Raw genomic sequence first — 22,528 nt, forward strand, 5'->3', positions numbered from 1 at the left:
TACGGCCCGTTCGGGGTCCTTGTCGAAGGGGTCTGGTCAGGCCGTAGGATCAGCCGACGACGGAGGAACGATGACCGAAGCCTGGCCGGCCCTGCCCGACGGCTCCCGCCTGGCGCTGCGGGAGATCCTCATCCACGGGGTGCTCTCCCGTGCGGAGATCGCCCGGTCACTCGGGCTCTCGCGCGCGAGCCTCACCCGGGCCATGCGCGTCCTCGTGTCACAGCGGCTCGTGGTCGAGGTGGGGACCGACGTGCGAGGCGCCACCGGCCGCCCGTCGGAGCTCCTGCAGGTGAGCAGCGGGCAGTGGGAGTTCCTCGGTGTCAAGCTCACGAAGGACCGCCTGTACGCCGCGGTCACGGACCTGGGCGGACGGGTCCTCGCGCTGCACGAGGAAGTGATCGACGACACCGCCGCCGATTCGCTGGCGGAGCAGATCACGGCCGTGCTCGAGCGACTCCGGGATGCGCATCCGGCCATTTGCGCGATCGGTGTCTCGCTGCCCGGTGACGTGATCGTCCGCGCGGGGGAGTCCGTCGTCGCGGCGTCGGTGTTCCTCGGGTGGCACGAGGTGCCCTTCGCCCGGATGCTCGAGGAACGGACCGGCATCGCCACGTTCACGGCGAACGACGTCCATGCGCTGACGGCGAAGGAGCACTGGTTCGGTGCAGGTGCCGGTCGGGGGTCGATGGTGCTCGTGACGGTCGGTGAGGGCCTCGGTCTCGGGCTCATCGCGAACGGGCAGGTCTCCACCGGGGAGCACGGGCGACTGGGGCGCATCGGGCACCTGCCGGTCCTCGGCGGCGGGCCGGACTGTGGCCTCGGTCACGCCGGGTGCGCGTCGAGCTACCTGCCGAGTCCGGTGATCGTGCGGAACGCCGGCCACGAGGGGAAGACCTACGACCAGGTGCTCGAACTCGCCCGGGACGGTGACGAGGGAGCGCTCGCTGCGTTCGAGGATGCCGGCCGCGCCCTCGGGGTGCTGCTCGCTACGGCAGTGCACATCGCGGACCCCTCGGCGATCGTGCTGACGGGCGACGGGCTGCCCGTGTACGACCTGGCGCGGGCGACCGTCGACGAGTCGATGCGAGCAGCACTGGCGCCGTACACCGAGCCGGTCACGGTGGAGGTGCAGCCGTTCGAGTTCTCGGAGTGGGCACGCGCCGGAGCGGTGCTCGCCATCCGCCGGCTGCTGGGGGAGTAGTCCGTCGCCGGAACAGCAGAGGTGTCGACGCCTTAGTTGCACACGTTGACAAACGCTACCGCAGACGGGAGGCTTGAGCGGTCCACACCATCGAAGGAGATGCCGTGACCGTTGCCCCCACCGTCCCGTGGCCGACCGACGGCCTGTCGTTCGGCGGCGACTACAGCCCCGAACAGTGGCCCCGGGAGACCTGGCTCGAGGACGTCCGACTGATGCGCGAGGCCGGGGTGAACCTGGTCACCGTCGGGGTGTTCTCGTGGGCATTGCTCGAGCGGTCGCCGGGGGACTTCACGTGGGGGTGGCTGGACGACGTCCTCGCGCTGCTGCACGAGTACGGCATCGCGGTGGACCTCGCGACGCCGACCGCTGCCCCGCCGAACTGGCTGCTGACCGCACATCCGGAGATCCTGCCCCTGGACGCGACGGAGCGGCGGGAACGACCAGGCGGACGACTCGGGTGGTGCCCGGCCTCCGCGCTGTTCCGGGAGCACGCGCTCCGCATGGTCGACGCGCTGGCCGAGCGGTACGGGCGACACCCTGCGGTGCGGCTCTGGCACGTCAGCAACGAGCTCGGTGGCGGCAACGGCCGGTGCTACTGCGAGGAGTCGGCAGCGGACTTCCGGCACTGGCTCGTCGCCAAGTACGGCGACGTCGAGTCCGCGAACGCTGCCTGGGGCACGGCCTTCTGGGGACACACGTACACCTCGTTCGACGAGGTCTCGCCGCCACGGGGTGTGGGCGGGGCGCCGAACCCCGGGCTCGCGCTGGACTTCGAGCGGTACTCCTCCGACGCCCTGCTCCGTCAGTTCGACGCCGAGAAGGCCGTGATCGAGCGGCACTCGGACGTGCCGATCACGACGAACTTCATGGTGGGCGCCGGGTCGCAGGTCGTCGAGTACGCCGGGTGGGCGAAGCACGTGGCGATCGTCGCGAACGACCACTACACGCTCGTCGACGACGCGCGCCGCGAGCAGGACCTCGCGCTGGCCGGTGACCGGATGCGCGGGATGTCGGCGGACCGCCGTCCCTGGCTGCTGATGGAGCACTCGACGGGTGGGCCGAGCTGGCAGCAGCGCAACCGGGCCAAGGAACCGGCCGAACTCGTCCGGAACGCCCTGGCGCACGTCGCCCACGGGTCCGACGGGGCGCTGTTCTTCCAGTGGCGGGCCTCCACCGCGGGCGCGGAGCAGTTCCACTCCGCGATGCTCCCGCACGCCGGCACCCGCACACGCATCTGGCGCGAGGTGCTCGCCCTCGGCCGTGCGCTGCAGGACCTCGCCCCCGTGCAGGGCACCCGCGTGGAGCCGGCCCGGGTCGCGATCGTCGTGGACGAGGCCTCCGGCTGGGCAGTGCAGTCGGGGCTCAAGCCGCACCGGGGCCTGCGCTACGGCCGGGAGCTCCGCGCCTGGCACCGTGCGTTCCACGACCGGCAGGTGCTCACCGACGTGGTCCCCGCCGACGCCGACCTGGACGGGTACGACGTGGTCGTCGTGCCGACGATGCTCATCGTCGACGACGCGACCGCCGCCCGGCTCTCCGCCGTGGTGGACCGCGGCGCCACCCTGATCGTCACCTACCTGTCCGGCGTCGCCGACGAGACCGCACGCATCCGCACCGGCGGGTACCCGGGAGCGTTCCGCGGGGTGCTCGGCGCCTGGAGCGAGGAGTTCACCCCGCTGCAGCGCGACGAACGCTGGGCACTGGACGACGGCGAGGTGGTGAGCGACTGGGCCGAGGCGGTCGTGCTCGAGGACGCCGAGTCCGTGCTCCGGTACACCGACGGTCCGCTCGCGGGCCGGCCCGCCGTCACGCGCCGCGCCGTCGGCGGCGGCGCCTGGTACGTGTCCGCGATGCTCGCGGACGACAGCATCCAACGGCTCGTGGACGGGGTGATCGCGGAGCGGGGGATCCTGCGGACGGTCACCGGGCCTCCCGGCCTGGAGGCGGTGCGTCGCGTCGGCGACGACGGCTCCGCCTTCCTGTTCCTCGTCAACCACCGCGCTGACGACGTCACGGTCGTCGCGTCCGGGACGGACCTGCTCGACGGGTCCGGCCACGGGCCGGACACCGTCGTGCCGGCCGGACGCGTCCGCGTGCTGCGCGAGGAGCGGGTCTCGTGACCGTCGTGGAGCCCGAGCCGACAGCCGTCGCTGCGCGCGATCGAGCGGTGCACGTGCTGCGGTCTGCCGGGGTGTCGCTGGTGCTGGCGTCCGCGGCGGACGGGCTGCCCGAGGTGCTGCACTGGGGTCGGGACGTCGGGCCCGTCGCACCGGACGATACGGCCGATCTGCTGCTCGCACTCGGTCGGCCGCTCGGACCGAGTGCGCTGGACGCGCGGTGGCCGCTCACGGTGCTGCCGACCGAGCGCGACGGGTGGGAGGGTCGGCCGGGGATCGCCGGGCACGTGGACGGGATGCCGCTCGTGCCGCGGTGGCGTGAGGTGGTGGTGATCGGTGACGACGGGCGGATCGTCGTGACCGCCGAGTCCGACTCGTTGGCGCTCCGGAGTGAGTTCGCGCTCGACACCGCGGGGGTGCTGCGGGTGCGGCACACGGTGACGAACACGCACGCCGAGCCCGTGCACGTGCAGGCACTCGAGGCGACGCTGCCCGTGGGGGAGCGGATCACCGAGGTGCTCGACCTGGGCGGACGGTGGACCCGTGAGCGCACCCCGCAGCGCCGCACCGCGACGGCCGGGAGCCACGCACGGGAGAGCCGTCGCGGGCGGACCGGCCACGATTCGCCGACGTTGCTCGTGCTCGGGACGCCCGGGTTCTCGGACGCCGAGGGCGAGCTGTGGGCGGTGCACCTGGCCTGGAGCGCGGACTCCGTGTACCGGTACGACCAGCTCGCCGAGGCACGGCCGTTGCTCGGCGCCGGAGAACTGCTGCGTGCGGGCGAGGTCGTGCTCGGCGAGGGGGACTCGTTCGCCGCTCCCGACGCCGTGTTCGTGTGGAGCGACACCGGGATCGACGGGCTGTCCGACCGCCTGCACGACTCGTTGCGCAGCCGCCCGGGGCATCCGCGACGACCCCGGCCCGTGGTGCTCAACACGTGGGAGGCCGTCTACTACCGGCAGGAGCTCGAACCGCTGGTCGCCCTGGCGGAGACGGCGGCGGACATCGGGGTCGAGCGGTTCGTGCTCGACGACGGGTGGTTCCTCGGCCGGCGGTCGGACTCGACCTCGCTCGGGGATTGGCGCGTCGATCCGTCGGTGTGGCCGGACGGGCTGGCACCGCTCGTCGACCGGGTGCGTGCGCTCGGCATGGAGTTCGGCCTGTGGTTCGAGCCCGAGATGGTCAGCCCCGTGTCCGAGCTGGCCGCGGCGCACCCGGAGTGGATGCTGCAGCGCCCCGAGGACGACGTGCGGACGTGGCGGAACCAGTACGTGCTCGACATGGCGAACCCGCTCGCCCGGCACCACGTGCTCGAGAGCATGTCCCGGGTGATCGGTGCGCACCACGTCGACTTCGTGAAGTGGGACCAGAACCGGGACATCGTGCACGCGGTGCACGCGGGACGCGCCGGCATCGACGCGCACACCCGCGGCGTGTACGCGTTGATGGACGAGCTGCGTGCGCGGCACCCGTGGCTGGAGATCGAGGCGTGCGCGAGCGGCGGTGCCCGGATCGACCTCGGCGTGCTCGAGCGCACCGACCGGGTGTGGCCGTCGGACTCGAACGACGCCTTCGAGCGACTGCCGATCCAGCGGTGGACCGAGGCGCTGCTCCCGCTGGAGCTGATCGGCTCGCACGTCGGGCCGGAGATCTCGCACACCACGGGCCGGCACCTCGACCTGGACTTCCGGATGGCGGTGTCGCTGTTCTGCTCGGCCGGCATCGAGACCGACATCACGAAGCTGTCGCCCGAGGAGCTCGACCGGCTCCGGGCCTGGACGGCGCTGTACCGACGGGAGCGCGGGCTGCTGCACTCCGGGCGGCTGCGGCACCTGGACCTCGGGGACCCGGGGACGGTGGCCACATCGGTGGTGGCCGCGGACCGATCGCGGGCGCTGGTGCGGGTGGCGCGGACGGAGACCGGGCCGAGGTCGTTGCCGGTGCCGCTCCGGGTGCGCGGACTCGACCGGTCGCGGCGCTACCGGCTCGCCCCGGTGTCCGGGCTCGCTGTCCCGCGCGGGCTCGACATGGTGCCGCCGGAGTGGCTCGTGCGCGGACACCTGGAACTGACCGGCGCCGTGTTCGAGGACGTCGGCGCCCGGCTGCCACTGCTCGCACCCGCGACCGCGATCGTTCTGGAGCTCCGCGCGATCGACTGAGCACGTTCGACCGAGCGCGGCCGGCCGTGCGCGGTCCGCTGCTGTCCGGGGCGAGCGGGCGGGATGCCGGGGTGGCGCTGGTTGCCGACCCCGGTGTTCCGCCCGTTCGTGGGAGCGGGGCGAGGGGATGGGCACCGGGTGACGGTTCCGGTTCGCGAACCCGGGGGATCGTGAACCGGAACCGTCAGCGGCTCGAGGGGACGTCGCCGTCCCCGCCCCCAGGGGGCACCCCGGTCAGGGCAGGAGCGAACCCGCGTGGCGGAGGACGAGCGGGTGAACGAGCTCCTGTGCAGCGATGCCCGGCGCACCCGTCACCGTGAAGGTCACCGACTCGCCGGGGAGCAGGGACACCAGGCCGTCGTCGACGCGGGCGGCCGCATCGACGCGGTCGGGGAACAGCGAGACGTCCCGCGCGTACGCCGTCGCCGTGACGGTGACCGTCGCGCCGTCGTCCGTCGCCGACACGACCGAGGACAGGGGCGAGGGCTCGAGTGCCTGGTCGACGACCTCGGCGAAGTCGTGCACGGTGCGGGTGCCGGCTCCGGTGACGACGAGGACCTCGGAACCGGGGTCCCCGGGCACGGCGAGCGACGACGGCAGCTGCGTCCGGTCGGCATCGGCGGGGGCTGCTGCGAGCGTGAACGACGACGACTCGAGCACGGTGCCGTCGAAGGCGACGCGGGAGACCGTGACCTCGCCGGCGACCGACGAACCGGACGCGTTGACGAGGACGACGTCGAGACCTCCGTCGCCGTCGCCACCCTGGCCGCCGGACGACGGCTGCACGGTGAGCAGCACGGGCTGGTAGGCCTGCCGGACGGCGTACCAGACGGGCTTCCGGATGCCGGCGTGGTCGACGAGGGCCCACGACACCACGGGCCAGTCGTCGTTGAGCTGCCAGACGACCATGCCGGTGTTGTCGGGCGTGCGGGAGCGGAACCACTCCATGCCGAAGCGGATCGCGTGCGCCTGGTTGAGCTGCGCGGCGAAGTGCCAGTCCTCGATGGAGGTCGGCTCGGGCAGGTGCCCGCGCATGCCGTCGGCGAGCTTCCGGTTGCCCTGGTCGGCCTTCTGGTGCACGAGCATCTCGTGGCCGTCCGGGTCGAGGGGCTCGTCGTGCACCACCGCGGTCAGGGTCGACCACGCCGGAGGACCCTGGAACCCGAACTCGGCGACGAACCGCGGCTCCCAGTCGGCGTAGGCACGGTAGTCGAGCCGGTTCCAGACGTCCCAGATGTGCACGCTGCCGTTCCGCTGGTCGTTCGGCGTCAGGTACTCGTCGAACGAGAACGGGCTGCCCGCCGTGTACGGCCGGGTCGGGTCGAGCTCGGCGACGACCGACGGCAGCAGGGAACGGTAGTAGCCGTTGCCCCAGGTCCGGCCGACGAGCGACGGCCGCCAGCCCCACTCGGCGTAGGCGACGAGGTTCTCGTTGTTGCCGTTCCACACCACGAGCGACGGGTGCGGGCTGAGGCGGGTGACGGCCTCGCGGACCTCGGGCTCGACCTCGTCGGCGAGCCAGGGCTCCTCGGCGTACGCGGCACAGGCGAACAGGAAGTCCTGCCACACCAGGACGCCGAGCTCGTCGCACCGGTCGTACAGGTCGTCGGACTCGTAGATCCCGCCGCCCCAGATGCGGAGCAGGTTCACGTTCGCGTCGATCGCGTCCTGGATCCGGTCCGCGTACCGCTCGGGTGTCATCTCGGTCAGGTAGGCGTGGTCGGGGATCCAGTTCGCCCCGCGGACCATGACCGGACAGCCGTTGACGCGGAGCAGGAACGGCGCCCCGCCGGCGTCGGCGGCGGTGTCGAGCGTGACCGTGCGGAAGCCCACACGGCCGGCCCACACGTCGTCGCCGACCTCGACCCGGACGTCGTACAGCGGCTGGTCACCCTCGCCGCGGGGCCACCAGACGGCGACGTCGGGGACCTCGAGGCGCACGGTCGCGGCACCGTCGACGACGGGGCGTGCGCCGACCACCCGACCGGCGGTGTCGGAAGCCGCATCCCCTGCGGACGCGGGGTGCGCGGTCAGGGTGATCCGGGCCTCCAGGCCGGTGCCCGCGGAACCGTCCGCGGACGCGACGGGCGCGCTGCCGATCGCCTGCGAGAAGGAACCGGTGGAGCCGGCGTGCTCGACGTCGACGTGGGCCGTCAGCACACCGGTCGTGTCGTCGAGGTCGACGAGCGGACGGACGGACGCGATGCGGACGCCGCTCCAGGACTCGATGCCGATCGACTTCCAGATGCCGCTCGTGGCGACGTCGACGCCCCAGTCCCACCCGAAGTTCGACGCGTTCTTGCGGAGCGCGTTGTAGGGGTGGTGGTTGACGTGGGGCAGCTCGCCGCCGTGCAGTGCGGACAGACGCTCGGCGGCGGGGACGGGCGCGTCGAACGTGACGACGAGCTCGTTCGTGCCCGGTCGGAGCAGGTGCCCGACGGGGAACCGGTACGAGCGGTGCTGGTTGGCGGTGGTCGCGACGACGATGCCGTTGAGCTCGATCGTGGCGAGGGTGTCGAGGCCCTCGGCGACGAGGTCGTGGCGGGTCTCGTCCGGCGCGGTCCACTCGAAGGTGCGGCGGTAGCGCCAGACGGTGTCGCCGATCCACTGGGTGGCGGCCTCGCCGTCGCCGTCGAACGGGTCGGGGATCCGGCCGGCCCGCAGCAGGTCGGTGTGCACGCAGCCGGGGACCTGCGCCGCGATCGGTTCGCGGTGCTCCGCCGACTGCTCGGGCCCGGTCACCGCCTCGAGGGTCCACGTGCCGTCCAGGGTGGTCCGCTCCATTGCGTCTCCTCATCGTTACGGGGCCGTGACCCGACCCCTTGACCGCCTTAGTTTACGCGTGTAACAATCACGCTCACAACGTGGACCCTGCGACGACGCAGACCGAGAGGACAACGATGTTCAACCCAACCCGTTCACGGCTCGCCATCGGCGGCGCCGTTCTCCTCGCAGCCGGCCTCGCGCTCAGCGGCTGCAGCTCCAGCGGCACCGCCAGCACGAACGACGCCGCTGCCTCGACGCTGGTGGCGTACACCGGCCAGTCCGGCGACTACCAGATCAACTTCAACCCGTGGTCGCCGTCCAACATCGGCGGTGTCGGCACGATCTACGAGTCGCTCTTCTTCATCACCAACGTCAACACGGAGGACCCGAAGCCGCTGCTCGGCAAGTCCTACGAGTGGAACGACGACGGCACGCAGCTCACCATCACGCTGCGCGACGGAGCCACCTGGAACGACGGCGAGCCCTTCACCTCGAAGGACGTCGTGTTCACGCTCGACATGCTCAAGAAGCAGAAGGCCCTGAACTCGATCGGCTACGACGGCACCGCGAAGGCCGACGGCGACGACAAGGTGGTCGTCTCGTTCGACAAGCCGTCGTTCGTGCTCGGCCCGAACCTGCTCGGCAAGACCTGGATCGTGCCCGAGCACCTGTGGAAGGACATCGACCCGACCACCGACGTCGTGCGCGAGCCCGTCGGCACCGGCCCGTACACGCTCGGCACCTTCAAGGCGCAGGCGTTCACCCTCGAGGCGAACAAGAAGTACTGGGACGGCGCCCCGGCCGTGAAGACCATCCGCTACCTGTCGCTCTCCGGCAACACCGCCGGCGCCGACGCACTGAAGCAGGGGTCGATCGACTGGCAGACCGGCCCGGTGCCGAACATGGACGACATCCCCGCCAACTACAACGGCTACGACGGCATCACCGTCGGCCAGAACCAGATGGCCCTGCTCACCTGCGCGAACACCGACCTGGGCTGCGCCGGCCCGCAGACCGACCCGGCCGTCCGCCACGCGATCGCCGACGCCATCAACCGCAAGCAGCTCAACTCGCTGGCGTTCGAGAACACGGCGAGCGAGATCTCGCCGACCTTCGCGCTCACCACGACGCAGAAGGACACCATCTCGAAGGACATCGAACCGGCCGTGATGCCGGAGACCGCCGACACCGACGCGGCCGCCTCGACGCTCGAGGACGCCGGTTGGAAGAAGGGCTCGGACGGCATCTACGCCAAGGACGGCAAGAAGCTGTCCCTGACGGTCGAGGTCGTCACCGGGTGGACCGACTACATCACCGCGATCGACACGATGACGCAGCAGCTCAAGGCTGCGGGCATCGAGCTCAAGGCGCAGCAGTCGTCGTGGAACGAGTGGACCGACAAGAAGACCAAGGGCAACTTCGAACTCGCGATCGACTCGCTCGGCCAGGGCCCGACGGCGAACCCGTACTACCTGTACAACAACTACTTCACGACGGCGAACACCGCGAAGGTCGGCGAAGCAGCCCCGATGAACATCTCGCGGTACAGCAACCCCGACGTGGACAAGGCCATCGCGAAGCTCGCCACGATCAACCCCGAGGACACCGAGGCGACCCAGCCCGAGCTCGACACGATCCAAGAGCACATCGTCGAGGACCTGCCCTACATCCCCGTGATGACCGGCGGCACGACGAGTGAGTTCCACGCGGCGAAGTTCACCGGCTGGCCGACGAAGGACGACCTGTACGCGTTCCCGGCGGTCTGGGCGAGCCCGGACAACGCCGAGATCTTCAAGGCGCTCAAGCCGGCGAAGGGCTGACACCGATGGGATCGCGACCGAGGGGCACTCGACGATGACCTACTTCCTGCGCAAGATCGGCTTCTACGTCGTCGCACTGTGGGCGGCCCTGACGCTGAACTTCATCATCCCCAGGCTCCTGCCCGGCAACCCGGTGGACATCCTGCTCGCCAAGCTCCAGCAGCGCGGCGGGCAGGTGACCCCGGCGACCCGGGAGGCGTACGAGCTGCTCCTCGGTGGCGATTCCTCGGAGCCGCTCATCTCCCAGTACGGCCATTACCTGGTCAACGTGTTCCGCGGTGACCTCGGGGTGTCCGTCAGCTACTTCCCGGCACCCGTGACCGAGGTGATCGGCAGCTCGCTGCCGTGGACCATCGCGCTGGTCGGGATCGCCACGATCCTGGCCGCCATCATCGGCGTCGGCCTCGGGGCCTTCGTCGGGTGGCGGCCCGGCACCTGGCTCGACTCGTTCGTGCCGGCCACCACCCTGCTCGCCGCGGTGCCGTACTTCTGGCTCGCGCTGATCCTGGTGTACTTCTTCGCCACCGGACTCCACCTGTTCCCGGCGCAGGGCGGCTACGACGTCATCCTGACCCCCGGGTTCAACTGGGACTTCATCGTCTCGGCGGTCCAGTACGGGGTGCTGCCGGCGGTGACGATCGTGCTCGCGTCGCTCGGCGGCTGGCTGCTCGGCATGCGCAACATGATGGTGTCGACGCTGTCCGAGGACTACATCACCACCGCGCAGGCGAAGGGCCTGTCCGACGGCAAGATCCTGCGGAACTACGCCGCCCGGAACGCCGTGCTGCCGTCCGTCGCCGGGTTCGCGATCTCCCTCGGGTTCATCGTGTCCGGCTCCGTCGTCACCGAGCAGGTGTTCTCGTACCCGGGCATCGGGTCGAAGCTGCTGTCCGCCGTGACGAACAACGACTACGCGCTCATGCAGGGCATCTTCCTGTTCATCACCCTGGCGGTCCTCGGCGCGAACCTCGTCGTCGACCTGCTGTACGGACTGATCGACCCGCGCACGCGGGCCCGGAGCTAGGGGAGGAGACGACCATGACCAACATCCAGCAGGAGACCGAGCCCACCATCGGCGCGCTGACCGAGGAGGCCGACACCACCACGTCGATCGCCACCCGGCGCGCGTCGAAGGGCGGCATCCGTCGGTTCCTCCCCACCCTCACCCCCTGGCTCGTCACGGGCATCGCGCTCGTCGCCGGCGTCACGCTGTTCGGGGTGATCGGACCGCTGCTCGTCGGCGACCCGACCACCATCCGCGACACCGGGCTGCAGGGGCCGAGCGGCTCGAACGTCCTCGGCACCACCCAGACCGGTCAGGACGTCCTGGCCCAGCTCGCCTTCGCCACCCGGGGCAGCCTGCAGATCGGGCTCATCGTCGGCGTCCTCGCCACGGTGCTGTCCGCGTTCTTCGGGATCCTCGGCGCCTACCTGGGCGGGATCATGGACGAGGCGTTCTCGCTGTTCTCGAACGTGTTCCTCGTGATCCCCGGCCTGCCGCTCGTCATCGTCATCTCCGGCCTGGTGCCGCGTGAGGCCCGCGGGCTGTGGACCATCGCGGTCGTCCTGGCGATCACCTCCTGGGCCGGGTCCGCCCGGGTGCTGCGGGCGCAGACGATGTCGATCCGCAACCGCGACTACGTGTCCGCCGCCCGGGTCGCCGGCGAACGGCCCTGGCGGGTCATCGCCGTCGAGATCCTGCCGAACCTGCTGCCGGTGCTCGCGTCGCAGTTCGTGTTCGCGGTGATCGCGGCGATCCTCGGGGAGGCGGGACTGTCGTTCCTCGGGCTCGGGGCGTCGAACTCGTCGACGCTCGGCACCATGCTCTTCTACGCCCAGAACGGCTTCGCGCTGGCGAACGGCGCCTGGTGGTGGTTCGTGCCGCCGGGCCTGCTCATCGCCCTGCTCGGCATGGGCCTGTCCCTGGTGAACTTCTCGATCGACGAGGTCATCAACCCGCGACTCGCGAACGTGCGCGCGCAGCGACGGCGCGACCGTCGTGCGAAGCGTGCGGCCCGCTCGGGAGGCCCGGCCCGCGTCGCCACCGCCGGTCACGACACGAAGGGGGTCGCCCGATGAGCGCCACCGACACCGCACGACCGGTCACCTCCGACGCCACGGGCGCCGGCCGCCGGCCGACCGTGCTGACCATCGACCACCTCGACGTCGTCTACGAGACCGAGCACCCCGTGCACGCCGTCAAGGACGTCTCGCTCACCCTGGCGCCCGGCGAGATCCTCGGGCTCGCGGGGGAGTCCGGCTGCGGCAAGACGACCCTGGCGTACGCCATCACCCGGTTGCACCGGCCGCCGGCGAAGGTCACGTCGGGCAGCATCACGTTCCACGACCGCGACGGCACCGACGTCGACCTGCTCGGCCTGCCGCACGAGCAGCTCCGGGCCGTGCGGTGGTCGAAGCTGTCGATGGTGTTCCAGGGGGCGATGAACGCGCTCAACCCGGTCACCACGATCCGCGCCCAGCTCGACGACGCCCTCGTCGAACACCGCAAGGGCCTGCCGCGCCGCGAACGACGAGCCATCGCCGAGGACGCCCTGCGCCGCGTCGGCGTCGACCCGTCCCGCATCACGGCGTACCCGCACGAACTGTCCGGCGGCATGCGGCAGCGCGTGATGATCGCGATGGCGATGCTGCTCGAACCGCAGATCATGATCATGGACGAGCCGACCACCGCGCTCGACGTCGTGGTGCAGCGGGAGATCCTGCGCGAGATCGTCCGACTGCGCGACGAGCTCGGGTTCGCCGTCGTGTTCATCACGCACGACCTGCCGCTGCTGCTCGAGATCAGCGACCGGATCGCGATCATGCTCCGCGGCGAGGTCGTCGAGTGCGACCGCGCCAGCGTGATCCAGCACGACCCGCAGCACCCGTACACGCGGAAGCTGCTGCAGTCGTTCCCGAGCCTGTCCGGAGCCCGCGGCGCGTTCATCCGCACCGGGGTCGAGGACGGCGCCGAACCCGAGACCGACACCCGGGCCGTCGTGGTCCAGGCAGCACAGGAGACGGACCGATGACCAGTGTGACCGTCAGCCACCTCGGCAAGGACTTCCACACCCGCAAGGGCCTGCAGCGCACCACCCTGCGGGCCGTCGACGATGTGTCGTTCGACCTGCTGCCCGGCCGGACCGTCGCGCTGGTGGGGGAGTCCGGCTCGGGCAAGTCCACCATCGCGCGGATGCTCGCCAAGCTCGAGACCCGGACGCGCGGCTCGATCGACGTGCGGCTCGAGGACGGCACCCCCGTCGAGGGCAGCATGTACCGCCGGCACGTGCAGATGGTGTTCCAGGACCCGTTCGCCTCGCTCAACCCGTTCCACTCGATCGAGCACCACATCGCCCGGCCGCTGCAGCTGCACCACCGGGCCCGCGGCGCCGACGAGACCGCCGACAAGGTGCGGGAACTGCTCGGTCGCGTGAACCTCGACGAGGACTTCGCATCGCGGCGGCCGCACGAGCTCTCCGGCGGACAGCGGCAGCGCGTCGCGATCGCCCGCGCACTCGCCCCGGGCGCCCAGGTGCTCATCGCCGACGAACCGGTGTCGATGCTCGACGTCTCGATCCGCCTGAGCGTGCTCAACCTGCTCGGTCGGCTGCAGCGCGAGGACGACCTCGCCGTGCTCTACATCACGCACGACCTGGCGACCGCGCGGCACTTCTCCGACGAGATCCTGGTGCTCTACCGCGGCCGGGTCGTCGAGCGCGGACCGTCGGACGCCGTCATCCTCGACCCGCACCACGACTACACCCGGCTGCTCGCCGAGGCCGCCCCCGACCCGGAGCGCACCGAGCGCCGGATCACCGCGGGGCCGCCGCTCGACCGGACGAAGATCGACAACACCACCTGCTACGACCACACGGTCGGGGACTGGGTGTCGAGCGAGCCCGCACCGGTCGGGGCGCGATGAGCGACGGGTCGACGTTCGTCGACTGGGTCACCGATGGGTTCGCGGCACGGTTCCGGGTCGGTGCGGACCAGCCCGCGGCGCTCGTGTCGTTCGTTCCGACCGGCGGAGCGGCCGGCGGCGGAGCGCTCGCCGATGGGCCGGACGACCCGCAGCCGCTCGTGGAGCTGACGACGATCGGGCACGGACGGTTCCCGGGCGGGTTCCGGCATGTCGACTCCACGATCGGGGCGCGACTGCGACCCGTGTCGCACCACGAGCACGACGACGGGACCGACCTGTGGTTCCGGATCGTGCAGGCGGACGCGGCCACGGGCCTCCAGGCCGAGTCGGTGTTCCGGGCGCGCGCCGGCGTGCCCGCGTTCCAGACCTGGACCGAGGTGTCGGCCGCACACGGTGAGCACGTCGTCGACTTCGTGTCGTCGTTCGCGACCGGGGCGTTCCTGACCGACTCGAACGCCACCGTCGACGAGCTCGCCCTCGTGCACGCCGACAACGACTGGGCAGCGGAGAGCCGTTGGCGGACCGATCCGCTGCGGTCGATCGGGCTCGCGGCGATCGACCGGGAGGCCCAGCACCACCCGCCCCGCAGCCGCGCCGTCGTGCAGAACCGCGGTTCGTGGTCGACCGGTGAGGCGTTGCCGATCGGGGTGCTGCAGGCGGAGGACGCTGTGTCGGCTCCGTACGCGCTCGTCTGGCAGGTCGAGCACAACGGGCCGTGGTTGTACGAGCTCGGCGAGACCCGGCGGCACGCGTACGTGCTGCTGAGCGGGCCGACCGACCAGGAACACCAGTGGACCGCAGTCGTCACGCCGGAGCGGCCGTTCACCTCGGTGCCGGTGTCCGTCGGGATCGCCGGGTCGATCGACGACGCCTTCGGGGTGCTCACCCGGCAGCGTCGGGCGTTCCGGCACGTGCGGGAGGCCGACCGTGCCCTGCCCCTGGTGTTCAACGACTACATGAACACGCTCATGGGCGACCCGACCACCGAGAAGCTCCTGCCGCTGATCGACGCCGCTGCAGACGCCGGAGCGGACCTGTTCTGCGTCGACGCCGGCTGGTACGCCGAGGGGCACTGGTGGGACACTGTCGGAGCGTGGGAGGAAGCGGCGTCGCGGTTCCCGACGGGGCTCGGGGCCGTCATCGACCACATCCGTGCGCGCGGCATGCAGGCCGGTCTCTGGCTCGAACCCGAGGTCATCGGCATCCACTCGCCGCTGGCTTCGACCCTGCCGTCGTCCGCGTTCGTCGAGCACCACGGGGTCCGGGTCGCGGAGCACGGGCGGCACCTGCTCGACCTGCGCTCGCCGGAGGCCCGCGCACACCTCGACGCGGTGGTCGACCGGCTCGTCGGGGAGCTCGGGGTGACGTTCTTCAAGATGGACAACAACACCATGACCGGGCCGTTCGCCGGGATGCTCGACCACCAGCGGGCGCTGCTCGACTGGCTCGACGCGGTGCAGGAGCGGCACCCGGCACTGCTCATCGAGAACTGCGCCTCGGGAGCGATGCGCGCCGACTGGGCGATGCTGTCCCGCCTGCACATGCAGTCGACCTCGGACCAGCAGGACCCGGTGCTGTCCGCCACGATCACCGCCGCCGCTCCCGCCGCGATGCTGCCCGAGCAGGCGGGGAACTGGGCCTACCCGGCACCGACGATGGACCCGGAGCTGTTCGCGCTGTCGCTCGTGAACGGGGTGCTCGGGCGGATGTACCTGTCCGGGTACCTCAACGAGATGTCGTCGTCGCAGCGTGCACTGGTCGGTGACGCCATCGTTGCGCACCGGCAGGTCCTGGACATCGTCGAGGCGTCCGTGCCGGTCTGGCCCCTCGGGCTGCCCGCCTGGGAGGACCCGTGGATCGCACTCGGTCTGCACGCCGCCTCGGGCGACCTGTACCTGTCGGTGTGGTCGCTGCCCGGTGCGTCGGCGTCGGTGTCGTTGCCCCTGCCGGCGTTCGCCGGGCAGGCGGTGGTCGTCGAGCCGCTGTTCCCGACGGCATTCGGGTCGTGGTCCGTGGCGTGGGACGCCGCTTCGGGCTCGCTCGAGGTCGCGAACGGCGGGGCGACCCCCACAGCGCGGGTGCTCCGCGTCCGGTCACAGGAGGCGGACGCGGGGGCCTGAGCGGGCGCGCGTCGCGGTGGCAGGGCGCGCGCTGGAGCGGACGGGAGGCACGGTGCGGGCAGGCACCGTGCCTCCCGTTTCGTCGGGACCGGCGTCGAGTGAGCAGAAGATGTCGGGTCAGCGCACAGGACCCGACATGTTCTGCTCACTCATCGGGCTCGTAGGTCAGGGGAGGAGCTGGAGCTCCATCGCGCGGGTCACGGCGCGGGTGCGGTCGTTCACGCCGAGCTTCTCGAAGACGTGGCCGAGGTGGGTCTTCACCGTGGCCTCGCTGAGGAACAGCGCGCGGCCGATCGCCGGGTTGCTGTTGCCCTGGGCGACGAGGCGCAGGACGTCGAGCTCGCGCGGGGTCAGCGACGGGCCGGCCGCGGCGGGGAGTGAACCCGTTGCTCGGCGGACGAGCGCTGCGGCAGCGGAAGGAGCCAGCGCCGTCTCGCCCCGTGCGGTCGCCCGGACGCCGGCGAGGATCTCGGACTCCGGGGCGGCCTTCAGCAGGTAGCCGGTGGCGCCGGCCTCGATGGCGGCGAGGATCTGGTCGTCGGACTCGTACGTGGTCAGGATCAGGACGCGGACGCCGGGGTCGACGGCGAGGATCTCCGCCGTCGCCGCATCGCCGTCGAGCACGGGCATCCGGAGGTCCATCAGCACGACGTCGGGGCGTTCGGCCAGTGCCACCGTCACCGCGGCGCGGCCGTCGCTGGCCTGGCCGACGACCTCGACGTCGTCGGCGTCCTGCAGCAGGGCCACGATGCCCGACCGGACGATCGGGTGGTCGTCGGCGACCACGACGCGGATCACCGAGTCACCTCCGCCACGGGGTGACGATCGACGGCCTGGAGGCTCGGCTCGGGTCCGGTGGGCAGGCTCGCCTCGACGACGGTGCCGCCGCCCGGGGTGCTCGTGATGGTGCAAACACCGCCGGAGAGTGCCAACCGTTCGTGGAGGCCCCGGAGACCGTGCCCGGCCGTCGGGACGCCGGTGTCGAAGCCGACGCCGTCGTCGGTGACGCGGACGCCGACGTGCTCGGGCGCGTGCCGCAGGACGATGCGGACGGAGCTGGCGTCGGCGTGGGCACGGATGTTCGCGAGGGACTCCTGGACGACCCGGAGCAGCACGACCTGGGCGTCGCGGTCGAGCGGCCCGTCGGTCGCGTCCACGGTCACGGGGATGTCGGTCTCCCGCGTGAAGCGCTCGGCCAGGCGGTGCAGGGCCCCGGCCAGGCTGCCGCTCGTGGCACCGGCGACCCCGGCGGCGATGAGCGCGCGGGAGTCCTCGAGGGCCGCTCGTGCCGACTCCTCGAGGACCGCCAGCCGTTCGTCGAGCGCGGTACCGCGGTCGTTCGCCAGGTCCTTCCGGGCGCGTTCGGTGAGCATGACGATGCCGGCGAGGTTCTGCGCGACGGTGTCGTGGATCTCGCGGGCCAGGCGCTCCCGTTCGCTCGCGACGCCCGCGCTGCGGTGGGCATCGGCGAGGGACTGCTGGGTCGCGCGGAGTTCGTCGAGGAGCTGGCGACGCTCCTCGGACAGGCCGGCGACGCTCGAGATCCACACGCCCATCGCACAGGCGCCGATCACGCTGATGCCCTCGATGAGCAGGGTGCTGACGAGGGCGTCCGGGCCCTCGGAAACCTGCAGGCCGATGCCACTCGCGACGCCGACCGCGATCGAGAGCACGACGGCGGTGCGGACCCGTTCGGACTGCACCCAGACGAGCGGGAACGCGATGCACTGCACGAACGCGGTGCTCGGCACGGCGGCTGGCAACACCAGGGCGGCGGCGAGGACCAGCGGCAGGAAGGCCGCGGCGGCACGGGGGCTGTCGTAGCCGCGGTGCCCGAACACGGCGTAGGCGACGACGAGCACCACGACCGCCGTGTACGCCGGCCAGCGGGTGTCCCACGGCGACCACCCGAACACGGTGATCACGGCGGTGAGGAGCATCGTGCCCGCGAAGAAGACGTGCAACCACCGGTTGCGCATCCACGTCTCGCCGTTCATGACGACAGCATCCCATCGATGCAGGACCGCGGAGCGGTTCTCCACAGGGGTCATATCAGGCGTCCTTGCGGTTCCACCGGAACGTGAGCAGGCAGGCCACCGTGCCCAGGACCAGCCATGCTGCCAACACGAGGGCTCCGAGGCCGAGGTGCCACGCGCCTCCCGGCTCACCCGACTCGAACGCACCGGGCAGGAAGACGAACCGCATGGCGGATGCCATCCAGCGCAGGGGGAAGACGGAGGCGACGTCCTGCAACCAGGTGGGGAGCTGCGTGAAGGGCAGGTAGACGCCGGAGATGAACTGCAGCACCAGCACGATCGGGACGATGGAGGCGGTGGCGCGCCGGCCCTCGCGGGGGAGCGCCGAGACCGCGATGCCGAGGACGCAGCTGGTGGCGATGCCGAGGACCATCACGCCGGCGAAGACACCCCAGTTGCTCGCGTCGGTCGGCAGGTCGACGCCGAACACCAGACTCGCGATCGCCAGCAGCAGTGCGGTCTGCACGATGGTGGTGACGAGGACCATGCCGATCTTGCCGACGAAGTAGCTCAGGACCGGCAAGGGTGTGCCGCCGAGGCGCTTCAACGTGCCGTCGCTGCGCTCGGTGGCGATGTCGACGCCGAGCGACTGCGTGCCGGAGAGCAGGATGCCCGTCGCCACCAGGCCGGGCAGGTAGTAGGTGGCGTAGTCGACGCTGACGTCGGGGCCGGCCTGGATGTCGGCGGCGCCGGAGAACGCCACCGAGAACAGCGCCAGCATGATGATCGGGAACAGAAAGGTGAAGAAGACCGCGTCGGGAGCGCGGAAGTAGGTGCGGATCTCGTACGAGATGCGGCTGGTCGCTGTCTTCACTGCTGTCCCACCATGTCGAGGTAGACGTCCTCGAGGGACGGACGGATGACTTCGAGGTCGTGCATGGCCGTGGTGCTGCTGCGGATGAGCGCTGTGGGGTCGGTGGTGCGCTCGTCGTGGTGTTCGCCGCCGTCGTCGCGCCAGCGGACCCGGGGCGTGCGGGCCTCGGTGCCGCCGATCTCGTCGATGGGTGCGAGGTCGAGGAGCTTCCCGTCGGCGATGACCGCGGCACGGTCGGCGAGCTGGGCGGCTTCGTCGAGGTAGTGCGTGGTGAGCAGGACCGTCGTGCCCTCGTGCTGGAGCTGGCGCAGGAGGTTCCAGAACTGCCGGCGGGCCTCGGGGTCGAAGCCCGTGGTGGGCTCGTCGAGGAACAGGACCTCGGGTCGGCCGATGATGCCGAGGGCGACGTCGACGCGGCGGCGCTGGCCACCCGACAGGCGGCTGATGCGGGTGTTGCGCTGCGTCTCGAGTCCCGTCGCGGTGAGGAGTTCCTCGGTGCTGCGGTGCTTGGGGTACAGCGTCGCGAAGTGGTTCAGCTGCTCGGCGACCGTGACGTTCGGCGACTCCGCGCTGGTCTGCAGGACGATGCCGATGCGTGCGTTGTGGCTGCGGCTCGTCCGTGCCGGGTCGTGGCCGAGGACGCGGATCTCGCCGGCGGAGCGGGAGCGGTACCCCTCGAGGATCTCGACCGTCGTGGACTTACCGGCACCGTTCGGGCCGAGCAGGGCGAAGGTCTCGCCCCGTTCGATCGTGAAGGAGACGTCGTCCACGGCACGTTTGCCGGTGGCGTACTGCTTGCCGAGGTGCTGGACCTCGATGGCGGGGGACTCGGGCATGGGTCCAGCTTCGTCGCCGGGGTGCCGTAGGGGATCGGCCGGGGCGGTGGTCTCGGCATCGTCCGATCGGGGGATGGTGCAGGACTGGAGGCGCGGGGCGGGCTGGTCGTCCACAGGGCGTTCCACGGATGGCCGCGTCCGGCAACTCCTCTGATATGTTGCCAACGGGGAAGCGGTGCAGACCGCGACGGCGAGACGGGGGAGACGATGGCCGATCTGCAAGTGTCGTGGAGCACGCTCGAAGCCGTGCACGGCGCACTCGAGAAGGCGACGGAGACGTTCAGCGGGGACGCGCTGCCCGCGGAGGACGGGGCGTTCGGCGCTGACGACGTCGCGCAGGCGTTCGCGACCTTCCGGACGGCGCAGCAACGATCCGCCGAGTGGCTCGCCGACACCAGCCGCACGCTCGGCCAGTACGCGAAGGACACGAAGTCGCTCTTCGCCGACACGGACGACGACCTGGCTGGCATGGCCGGGGGCAAGTGATGGCCGCCGACCCCCTCGCCGGTGACTCGGGAGCGATCACCAAACTCTCCAGCGCGCTCGCAGACCACCAGGACGACATCCGCACCGGAGTGCACCACGTCGTCGGCGCGCAGCACGATGCGGACGGGTGGCGGGGAGCCTCGAAGGACCGGTTCGCCGCCACCGTCGGTACCGTCGCTCCCGCCGCCCAGCGGATCATCGGCCGGCTCGACGCTGCCATCGACGTGCTCGACACCTACGCGGACGCCGTGCAGCAGATCCAGGACGAGGCCGAACGCATCCAGTCCGCCCAGCTGCGCAACGCCGTGGACTCGGTGACGAACGCCGCGTCGATGGGCAGCGCGGAGTCGGCCGCGTCCGGCAGCGACGCCACCGAAGCCGACAGTCGGCGCCTGGACCGTCTGCAGAGCGATGCCGACGACCTCGCGGCCGCCGCGAAGCGACTGGACGCCGAGTGGGACGCGCTCGTCGAACGGCGGGCGGCGGCTGACCACGCGGCCGCCGCTGGTCTGTCCGACAGCGACGTGCTCGGAGTCGCCCCCGGGTACGCCGGGTCGCTCGCCGCCATGAGCGACGCCGACTTCCTGCGAGCCGTGGCCGGGATGCCGCCTGAGGTGCTCGCCGGACAGGGCAAGGGCGTCGCGGACCGGATCGCGAGTATGCCGCCCGAGGTTGTGCAGGCGTGGTGGGACGGGCTCGGCGGGCGCGGGACCGCGGGGGAGCACTCGACGGCGCAGGACGCGCTCATCACGGCGTTGCCCGCGGTGATCGGCAACCTGAACGGGGTGCCGTACTGGGCGCGGGACCAGGCGAACCGGCTGAGTGCGCAGCGGGCGTACGAGCAGGCGACTGAGGCTCTGGGCAAGGCCCAGAAGGCGTACGGCAAGGCGGTCGGGCGCGCTGCGCTGGCTGACGCGCGCCGGGCGCTGATCGCGGCGCAAGAGCGGTACAACCAGCTCAAGAACTTCGCGGCCGGGGCGAGGACGGACCTCAACCTCCGCTATCCCCTCCCGCGACAGATGGTGGCGTTCCGCGACGGCAAGCCGCCGTTGGGCGCGTTCTCGGTCGGCGACCTGGACAGCGCGAGCAGCGTCACCTTCCTCGTCCCCGGGATGGGCAGTTCGCTGGCGGACACCACGCAGTACATGCGGACAGGGTCGACCGTGCAGCAGTCGCAACAGCAGATGAGTGGCGATGCCAGCGCCTACGTGACCTGGCTCGGCTACGAAGCACCCCCGAACTTCATGGCAACCGGTGACACTGCCGTCTTCCACGAAGACTCGGCGCGTGCCGGGGCTGCGAACCTCGCCGCAGATCTTGCCGCAGTCCGCACAACCAGACCAGACGTTCAGCTGAACGTCGTGGCGCACTCGTACGGCTCGACGACTGCCGCGATCGCGCTCGCGCACGACGCCGCTCTGCGCGTCCACTCCTTCGTCACGCTCGGATCGGCGGGCATCCCTTCGTCCGTGCCCGATGCCGCAGCGACCAATGCGGCCCACATGTATGCTGCGCAGGCTGACGAGAAGTGGGACATCGCCGCGTTCGGGCGCACGTTCAGTGATCCGCAGCGTGCAGACCCCGCCCAGGGATTCGGCGCGACGGAGATACACACGGATGGATCGAAGACGGTGAACGTACACGACCTTGCCGCCGACCCTGATTCCGGGAACATCGGCTACCTCGACAGCGGCACGAAGACGCTGTTGGGAACAGCGAAAGCGACCATGCCGTGAACAGCCTGTCGAAGTCGCTCCTCGGGTTCGTCGCCGTGGTGGGGCTACTCACGACGGTGACGGCCTGTGGTTCGAACGGGGGAGACGAGATGCAACCAGATGAGGCGAAGCAGAACGCCGTGGCGTTCCTGCGGGAGACGATGGACCACGAGCCGCTGGCTTGGCCCGAGGTCCCAGAGCCGGTGGCCACGCGATGCGCCGATGGGGACGACGGAGTCCGGTTCCAGTACCTCGTGACGATCGACCAGAAGACCGATCCGAAGGAACTCGCCACTTCGTTCGAGGAGTTCTGGAGGACGAAGGGACTCGACGTGCAACCTTCGCAGGAGGACTTCGGGAAGTACGGCATCGCCTACTCGGCAACTGCGCGTGCGGACGGGAAGCCGTGGGGCTCGTTCCAGTTCAGTGAGCGGGGCATCAGCCTCTACGTCGACTCTCAGTGCGCCGAGGGTTCTCCGGATGACTACGAGGACTGATCGGTGTGGTCCAGGAGACTCCGCATCCGACGGACGCAC

General features: G+C 71.0%; 17 protein-coding genes. 12 read left to right on the forward strand and 5 right to left on the reverse strand.

Annotated elements, in window-relative coordinates; translation table 11 throughout:
* The first annotated feature begins 70 nt into the window (after positions 1–70).
* From Q9R26_RS13470 to Q9R26_RS13480, 3 genes are all read left to right on the forward strand, one after another.
* Positions 71–1,201, forward strand: coding sequence for an ROK family transcriptional regulator (locus Q9R26_RS13470; protein ID WP_311227543.1), 1,131 nt, complete (start codon positions 71–73; stop codon positions 1,199–1,201).
* A gap of 104 nt (positions 1,202–1,305) precedes the next feature.
* Complete coding sequence (locus Q9R26_RS13475) at positions 1,306–3,321, forward strand: beta-galactosidase (protein ID WP_311227544.1); 2,016 nt, start codon at positions 1,306–1,308, stop codon at positions 3,319–3,321.
* Complete coding sequence (locus Q9R26_RS13480; RefSeq protein WP_311227545.1) at positions 3,318–5,477, forward strand: alpha-galactosidase; 2,160 nt, start codon at positions 3,318–3,320, stop codon at positions 5,475–5,477. Before Q9R26_RS13475 ends, Q9R26_RS13480 begins: the two co-directional genes overlap by 4 nt.
* Before the next feature lie 234 nt (positions 5,478–5,711).
* Here Q9R26_RS13480 and Q9R26_RS13485 read toward each other — a convergent pair whose 3' ends face one another.
* On the reverse strand, positions 5,712–8,261 hold the full coding sequence (locus tag Q9R26_RS13485; protein WP_311227546.1) for a glycosyl hydrolase 2 galactose-binding domain-containing protein: 2,550 nt from the start codon (positions 8,259–8,261) through the stop codon (positions 5,712–5,714).
* A 116-nt stretch (positions 8,262–8,377) separates the two neighbouring features.
* Between Q9R26_RS13485 and Q9R26_RS13490 the strand changes: the two genes are divergently transcribed.
* The 6 genes from Q9R26_RS13490 to Q9R26_RS13515 are packed head-to-tail and all read left to right on the forward strand — an operon-like array spanning position 8,378 to position 16,105.
* Positions 8,378–10,063 (forward strand): ABC transporter substrate-binding protein, encoded by a 1,686-nt coding sequence (locus Q9R26_RS13490; RefSeq protein WP_311227547.1) that lies wholly within the window; start codon positions 8,378–8,380, stop codon positions 10,061–10,063.
* A gap of 34 nt (positions 10,064–10,097) precedes the next feature.
* A complete protein-coding gene (locus Q9R26_RS13495) occupies positions 10,098–11,087 on the forward strand; it encodes an ABC transporter permease (protein ID WP_182066295.1) in 990 nt (329 codons plus the stop codon).
* A gap of 14 nt (positions 11,088–11,101) precedes the next feature.
* Positions 11,102–12,142 (forward strand): ABC transporter permease, encoded by a 1,041-nt coding sequence (locus tag Q9R26_RS13500; RefSeq protein WP_311227548.1) that lies wholly within the window; start codon positions 11,102–11,104, stop codon positions 12,140–12,142.
* Positions 12,139–13,095, forward strand: coding sequence for an ABC transporter ATP-binding protein (locus Q9R26_RS13505; protein WP_311227549.1), 957 nt, complete (start codon positions 12,139–12,141; stop codon positions 13,093–13,095). Before Q9R26_RS13500 ends, Q9R26_RS13505 begins: the two co-directional genes overlap by 4 nt.
* Positions 13,092–13,985: an ABC transporter ATP-binding protein gene (locus tag Q9R26_RS13510; protein ID WP_209134843.1), complete on the forward strand. Its 894-nt coding sequence runs from the start codon at positions 13,092–13,094 to the stop codon at positions 13,983–13,985. The genes Q9R26_RS13505 and Q9R26_RS13510 overlap by 4 nt, the downstream gene beginning before the upstream one ends.
* On the forward strand, positions 13,982–16,105 hold the full coding sequence (locus tag Q9R26_RS13515) for an alpha-galactosidase (protein ID WP_311227550.1): 2,124 nt from the start codon (positions 13,982–13,984) through the stop codon (positions 16,103–16,105). The genes Q9R26_RS13510 and Q9R26_RS13515 overlap by 4 nt, the downstream gene beginning before the upstream one ends.
* A gap of 165 nt (positions 16,106–16,270) precedes the next feature.
* Here Q9R26_RS13515 and Q9R26_RS13520 read toward each other — a convergent pair whose 3' ends face one another.
* Genes Q9R26_RS13520 through Q9R26_RS13535 form a run of 4 tightly spaced genes read right to left on the reverse strand, consistent with a single transcriptional unit; the run spans position 16,271 to position 19,791 of the window.
* Positions 16,271–16,903 (reverse strand): response regulator transcription factor, encoded by a 633-nt coding sequence (locus Q9R26_RS13520; RefSeq protein ID WP_182066300.1) that lies wholly within the window; start codon positions 16,901–16,903, stop codon positions 16,271–16,273.
* Positions 16,900–18,102: a sensor histidine kinase gene (locus Q9R26_RS13525; RefSeq protein WP_311227551.1), complete on the reverse strand. Its 1,203-nt coding sequence runs from the start codon at positions 18,100–18,102 to the stop codon at positions 16,900–16,902. Before Q9R26_RS13525 ends, Q9R26_RS13520 begins: the two co-directional genes overlap by 4 nt.
* A gap of 55 nt (positions 18,103–18,157) precedes the next feature.
* On the reverse strand, positions 18,158–18,955 hold the full coding sequence (locus Q9R26_RS13530; protein ID WP_311227552.1) for an ABC transporter permease: 798 nt from the start codon (positions 18,953–18,955) through the stop codon (positions 18,158–18,160).
* Positions 18,952–19,791 carry an ABC transporter ATP-binding protein gene (locus tag Q9R26_RS13535; RefSeq protein ID WP_311227553.1) on the reverse strand — a complete coding sequence of 280 codons (840 nt, stop codon included), beginning with the start codon at positions 19,789–19,791 and terminating at the stop codon, positions 18,952–18,954. The genes Q9R26_RS13530 and Q9R26_RS13535 overlap by 4 nt, the downstream gene beginning before the upstream one ends.
* Before the next feature lie 207 nt (positions 19,792–19,998).
* Between Q9R26_RS13535 and Q9R26_RS13540 the strand changes: the two genes are divergently transcribed.
* The 3 genes from Q9R26_RS13540 to Q9R26_RS13550 are packed head-to-tail and all read left to right on the forward strand — an operon-like array spanning position 19,999 to position 22,489.
* Positions 19,999–20,277, forward strand: a complete 279-nt coding sequence (locus Q9R26_RS13540) for a hypothetical protein (protein ID WP_311227554.1) — start codon at positions 19,999–20,001, stop codon at positions 20,275–20,277.
* Entirely contained in the window at positions 20,277–22,013 is a 1,737-nt protein-coding gene (locus Q9R26_RS13545; protein WP_311227555.1) for an alpha/beta fold hydrolase, read from the forward strand. Before Q9R26_RS13540 ends, Q9R26_RS13545 begins: the two co-directional genes overlap by 1 nt.
* A complete protein-coding gene (locus Q9R26_RS13550; RefSeq protein ID WP_262137566.1) occupies positions 22,010–22,489 on the forward strand; it encodes a hypothetical protein in 480 nt (159 codons plus the stop codon). The genes Q9R26_RS13545 and Q9R26_RS13550 overlap by 4 nt, the downstream gene beginning before the upstream one ends.
* The last annotated feature ends 39 nt before the right edge of the window (positions 22,490–22,528 follow it).

This window comes from Curtobacterium sp. BRB10, assembly GCF_031844325.1.
Classification (GTDB): domain Bacteria; phylum Actinomycetota; class Actinomycetes; order Actinomycetales; family Microbacteriaceae; genus Curtobacterium; species Curtobacterium poinsettiae_A.

What these genes read in the sequence shown, in the direction of transcription:
- Q9R26_RS13500 (WP_311227548.1), top strand. Translation starts at nt 11,102, where the DNA reads ATGACCAACATCCAGCAGGAGACCGAGCCCACCATCGGCGCGCTGACC.
- Q9R26_RS13495 (WP_182066295.1), top strand. Translation starts at nt 10,098, where the DNA reads ATGACCTACTTCCTGCGCAAGATCGGCTTCTACGTCGTCGCACTGTGG.
- Q9R26_RS13470 (WP_311227543.1), top strand. Translation starts at nt 71, where the DNA reads ATGACCGAAGCCTGGCCGGCCCTGCCCGACGGCTCCCGCCTGGCGCTG.
- Q9R26_RS13505 (WP_311227549.1), top strand. Translation starts at nt 12,139, where the DNA reads ATGAGCGCCACCGACACCGCACGACCGGTCACCTCCGACGCCACGGGC.
- Q9R26_RS13485 (WP_311227546.1), bottom strand. Translation starts at nt 8,261, where the DNA reads ATGGAGCGGACCACCCTGGACGGCACGTGGACCCTCGAGGCGGTGACC.
- Q9R26_RS13535 (WP_311227553.1), bottom strand. Translation starts at nt 19,791, where the DNA reads ATGCCCGAGTCCCCCGCCATCGAGGTCCAGCACCTCGGCAAGCAGTAC.
- Q9R26_RS13525 (WP_311227551.1), bottom strand. Translation starts at nt 18,102, where the DNA reads ATGAACGGCGAGACGTGGATGCGCAACCGGTGGTTGCACGTCTTCTTC.
- Q9R26_RS13515 (WP_311227550.1), top strand. Translation starts at nt 13,982, where the DNA reads ATGAGCGACGGGTCGACGTTCGTCGACTGGGTCACCGATGGGTTCGCG.
- Q9R26_RS13540 (WP_311227554.1), top strand. Translation starts at nt 19,999, where the DNA reads ATGGCCGATCTGCAAGTGTCGTGGAGCACGCTCGAAGCCGTGCACGGC.
- Q9R26_RS13510 (WP_209134843.1), top strand. Translation starts at nt 13,092, where the DNA reads ATGACCAGTGTGACCGTCAGCCACCTCGGCAAGGACTTCCACACCCGC.
- Q9R26_RS13490 (WP_311227547.1), top strand. Translation starts at nt 8,378, where the DNA reads ATGTTCAACCCAACCCGTTCACGGCTCGCCATCGGCGGCGCCGTTCTC.
- Q9R26_RS13545 (WP_311227555.1), top strand. Translation starts at nt 20,277, where the DNA reads ATGGCCGCCGACCCCCTCGCCGGTGACTCGGGAGCGATCACCAAACTC.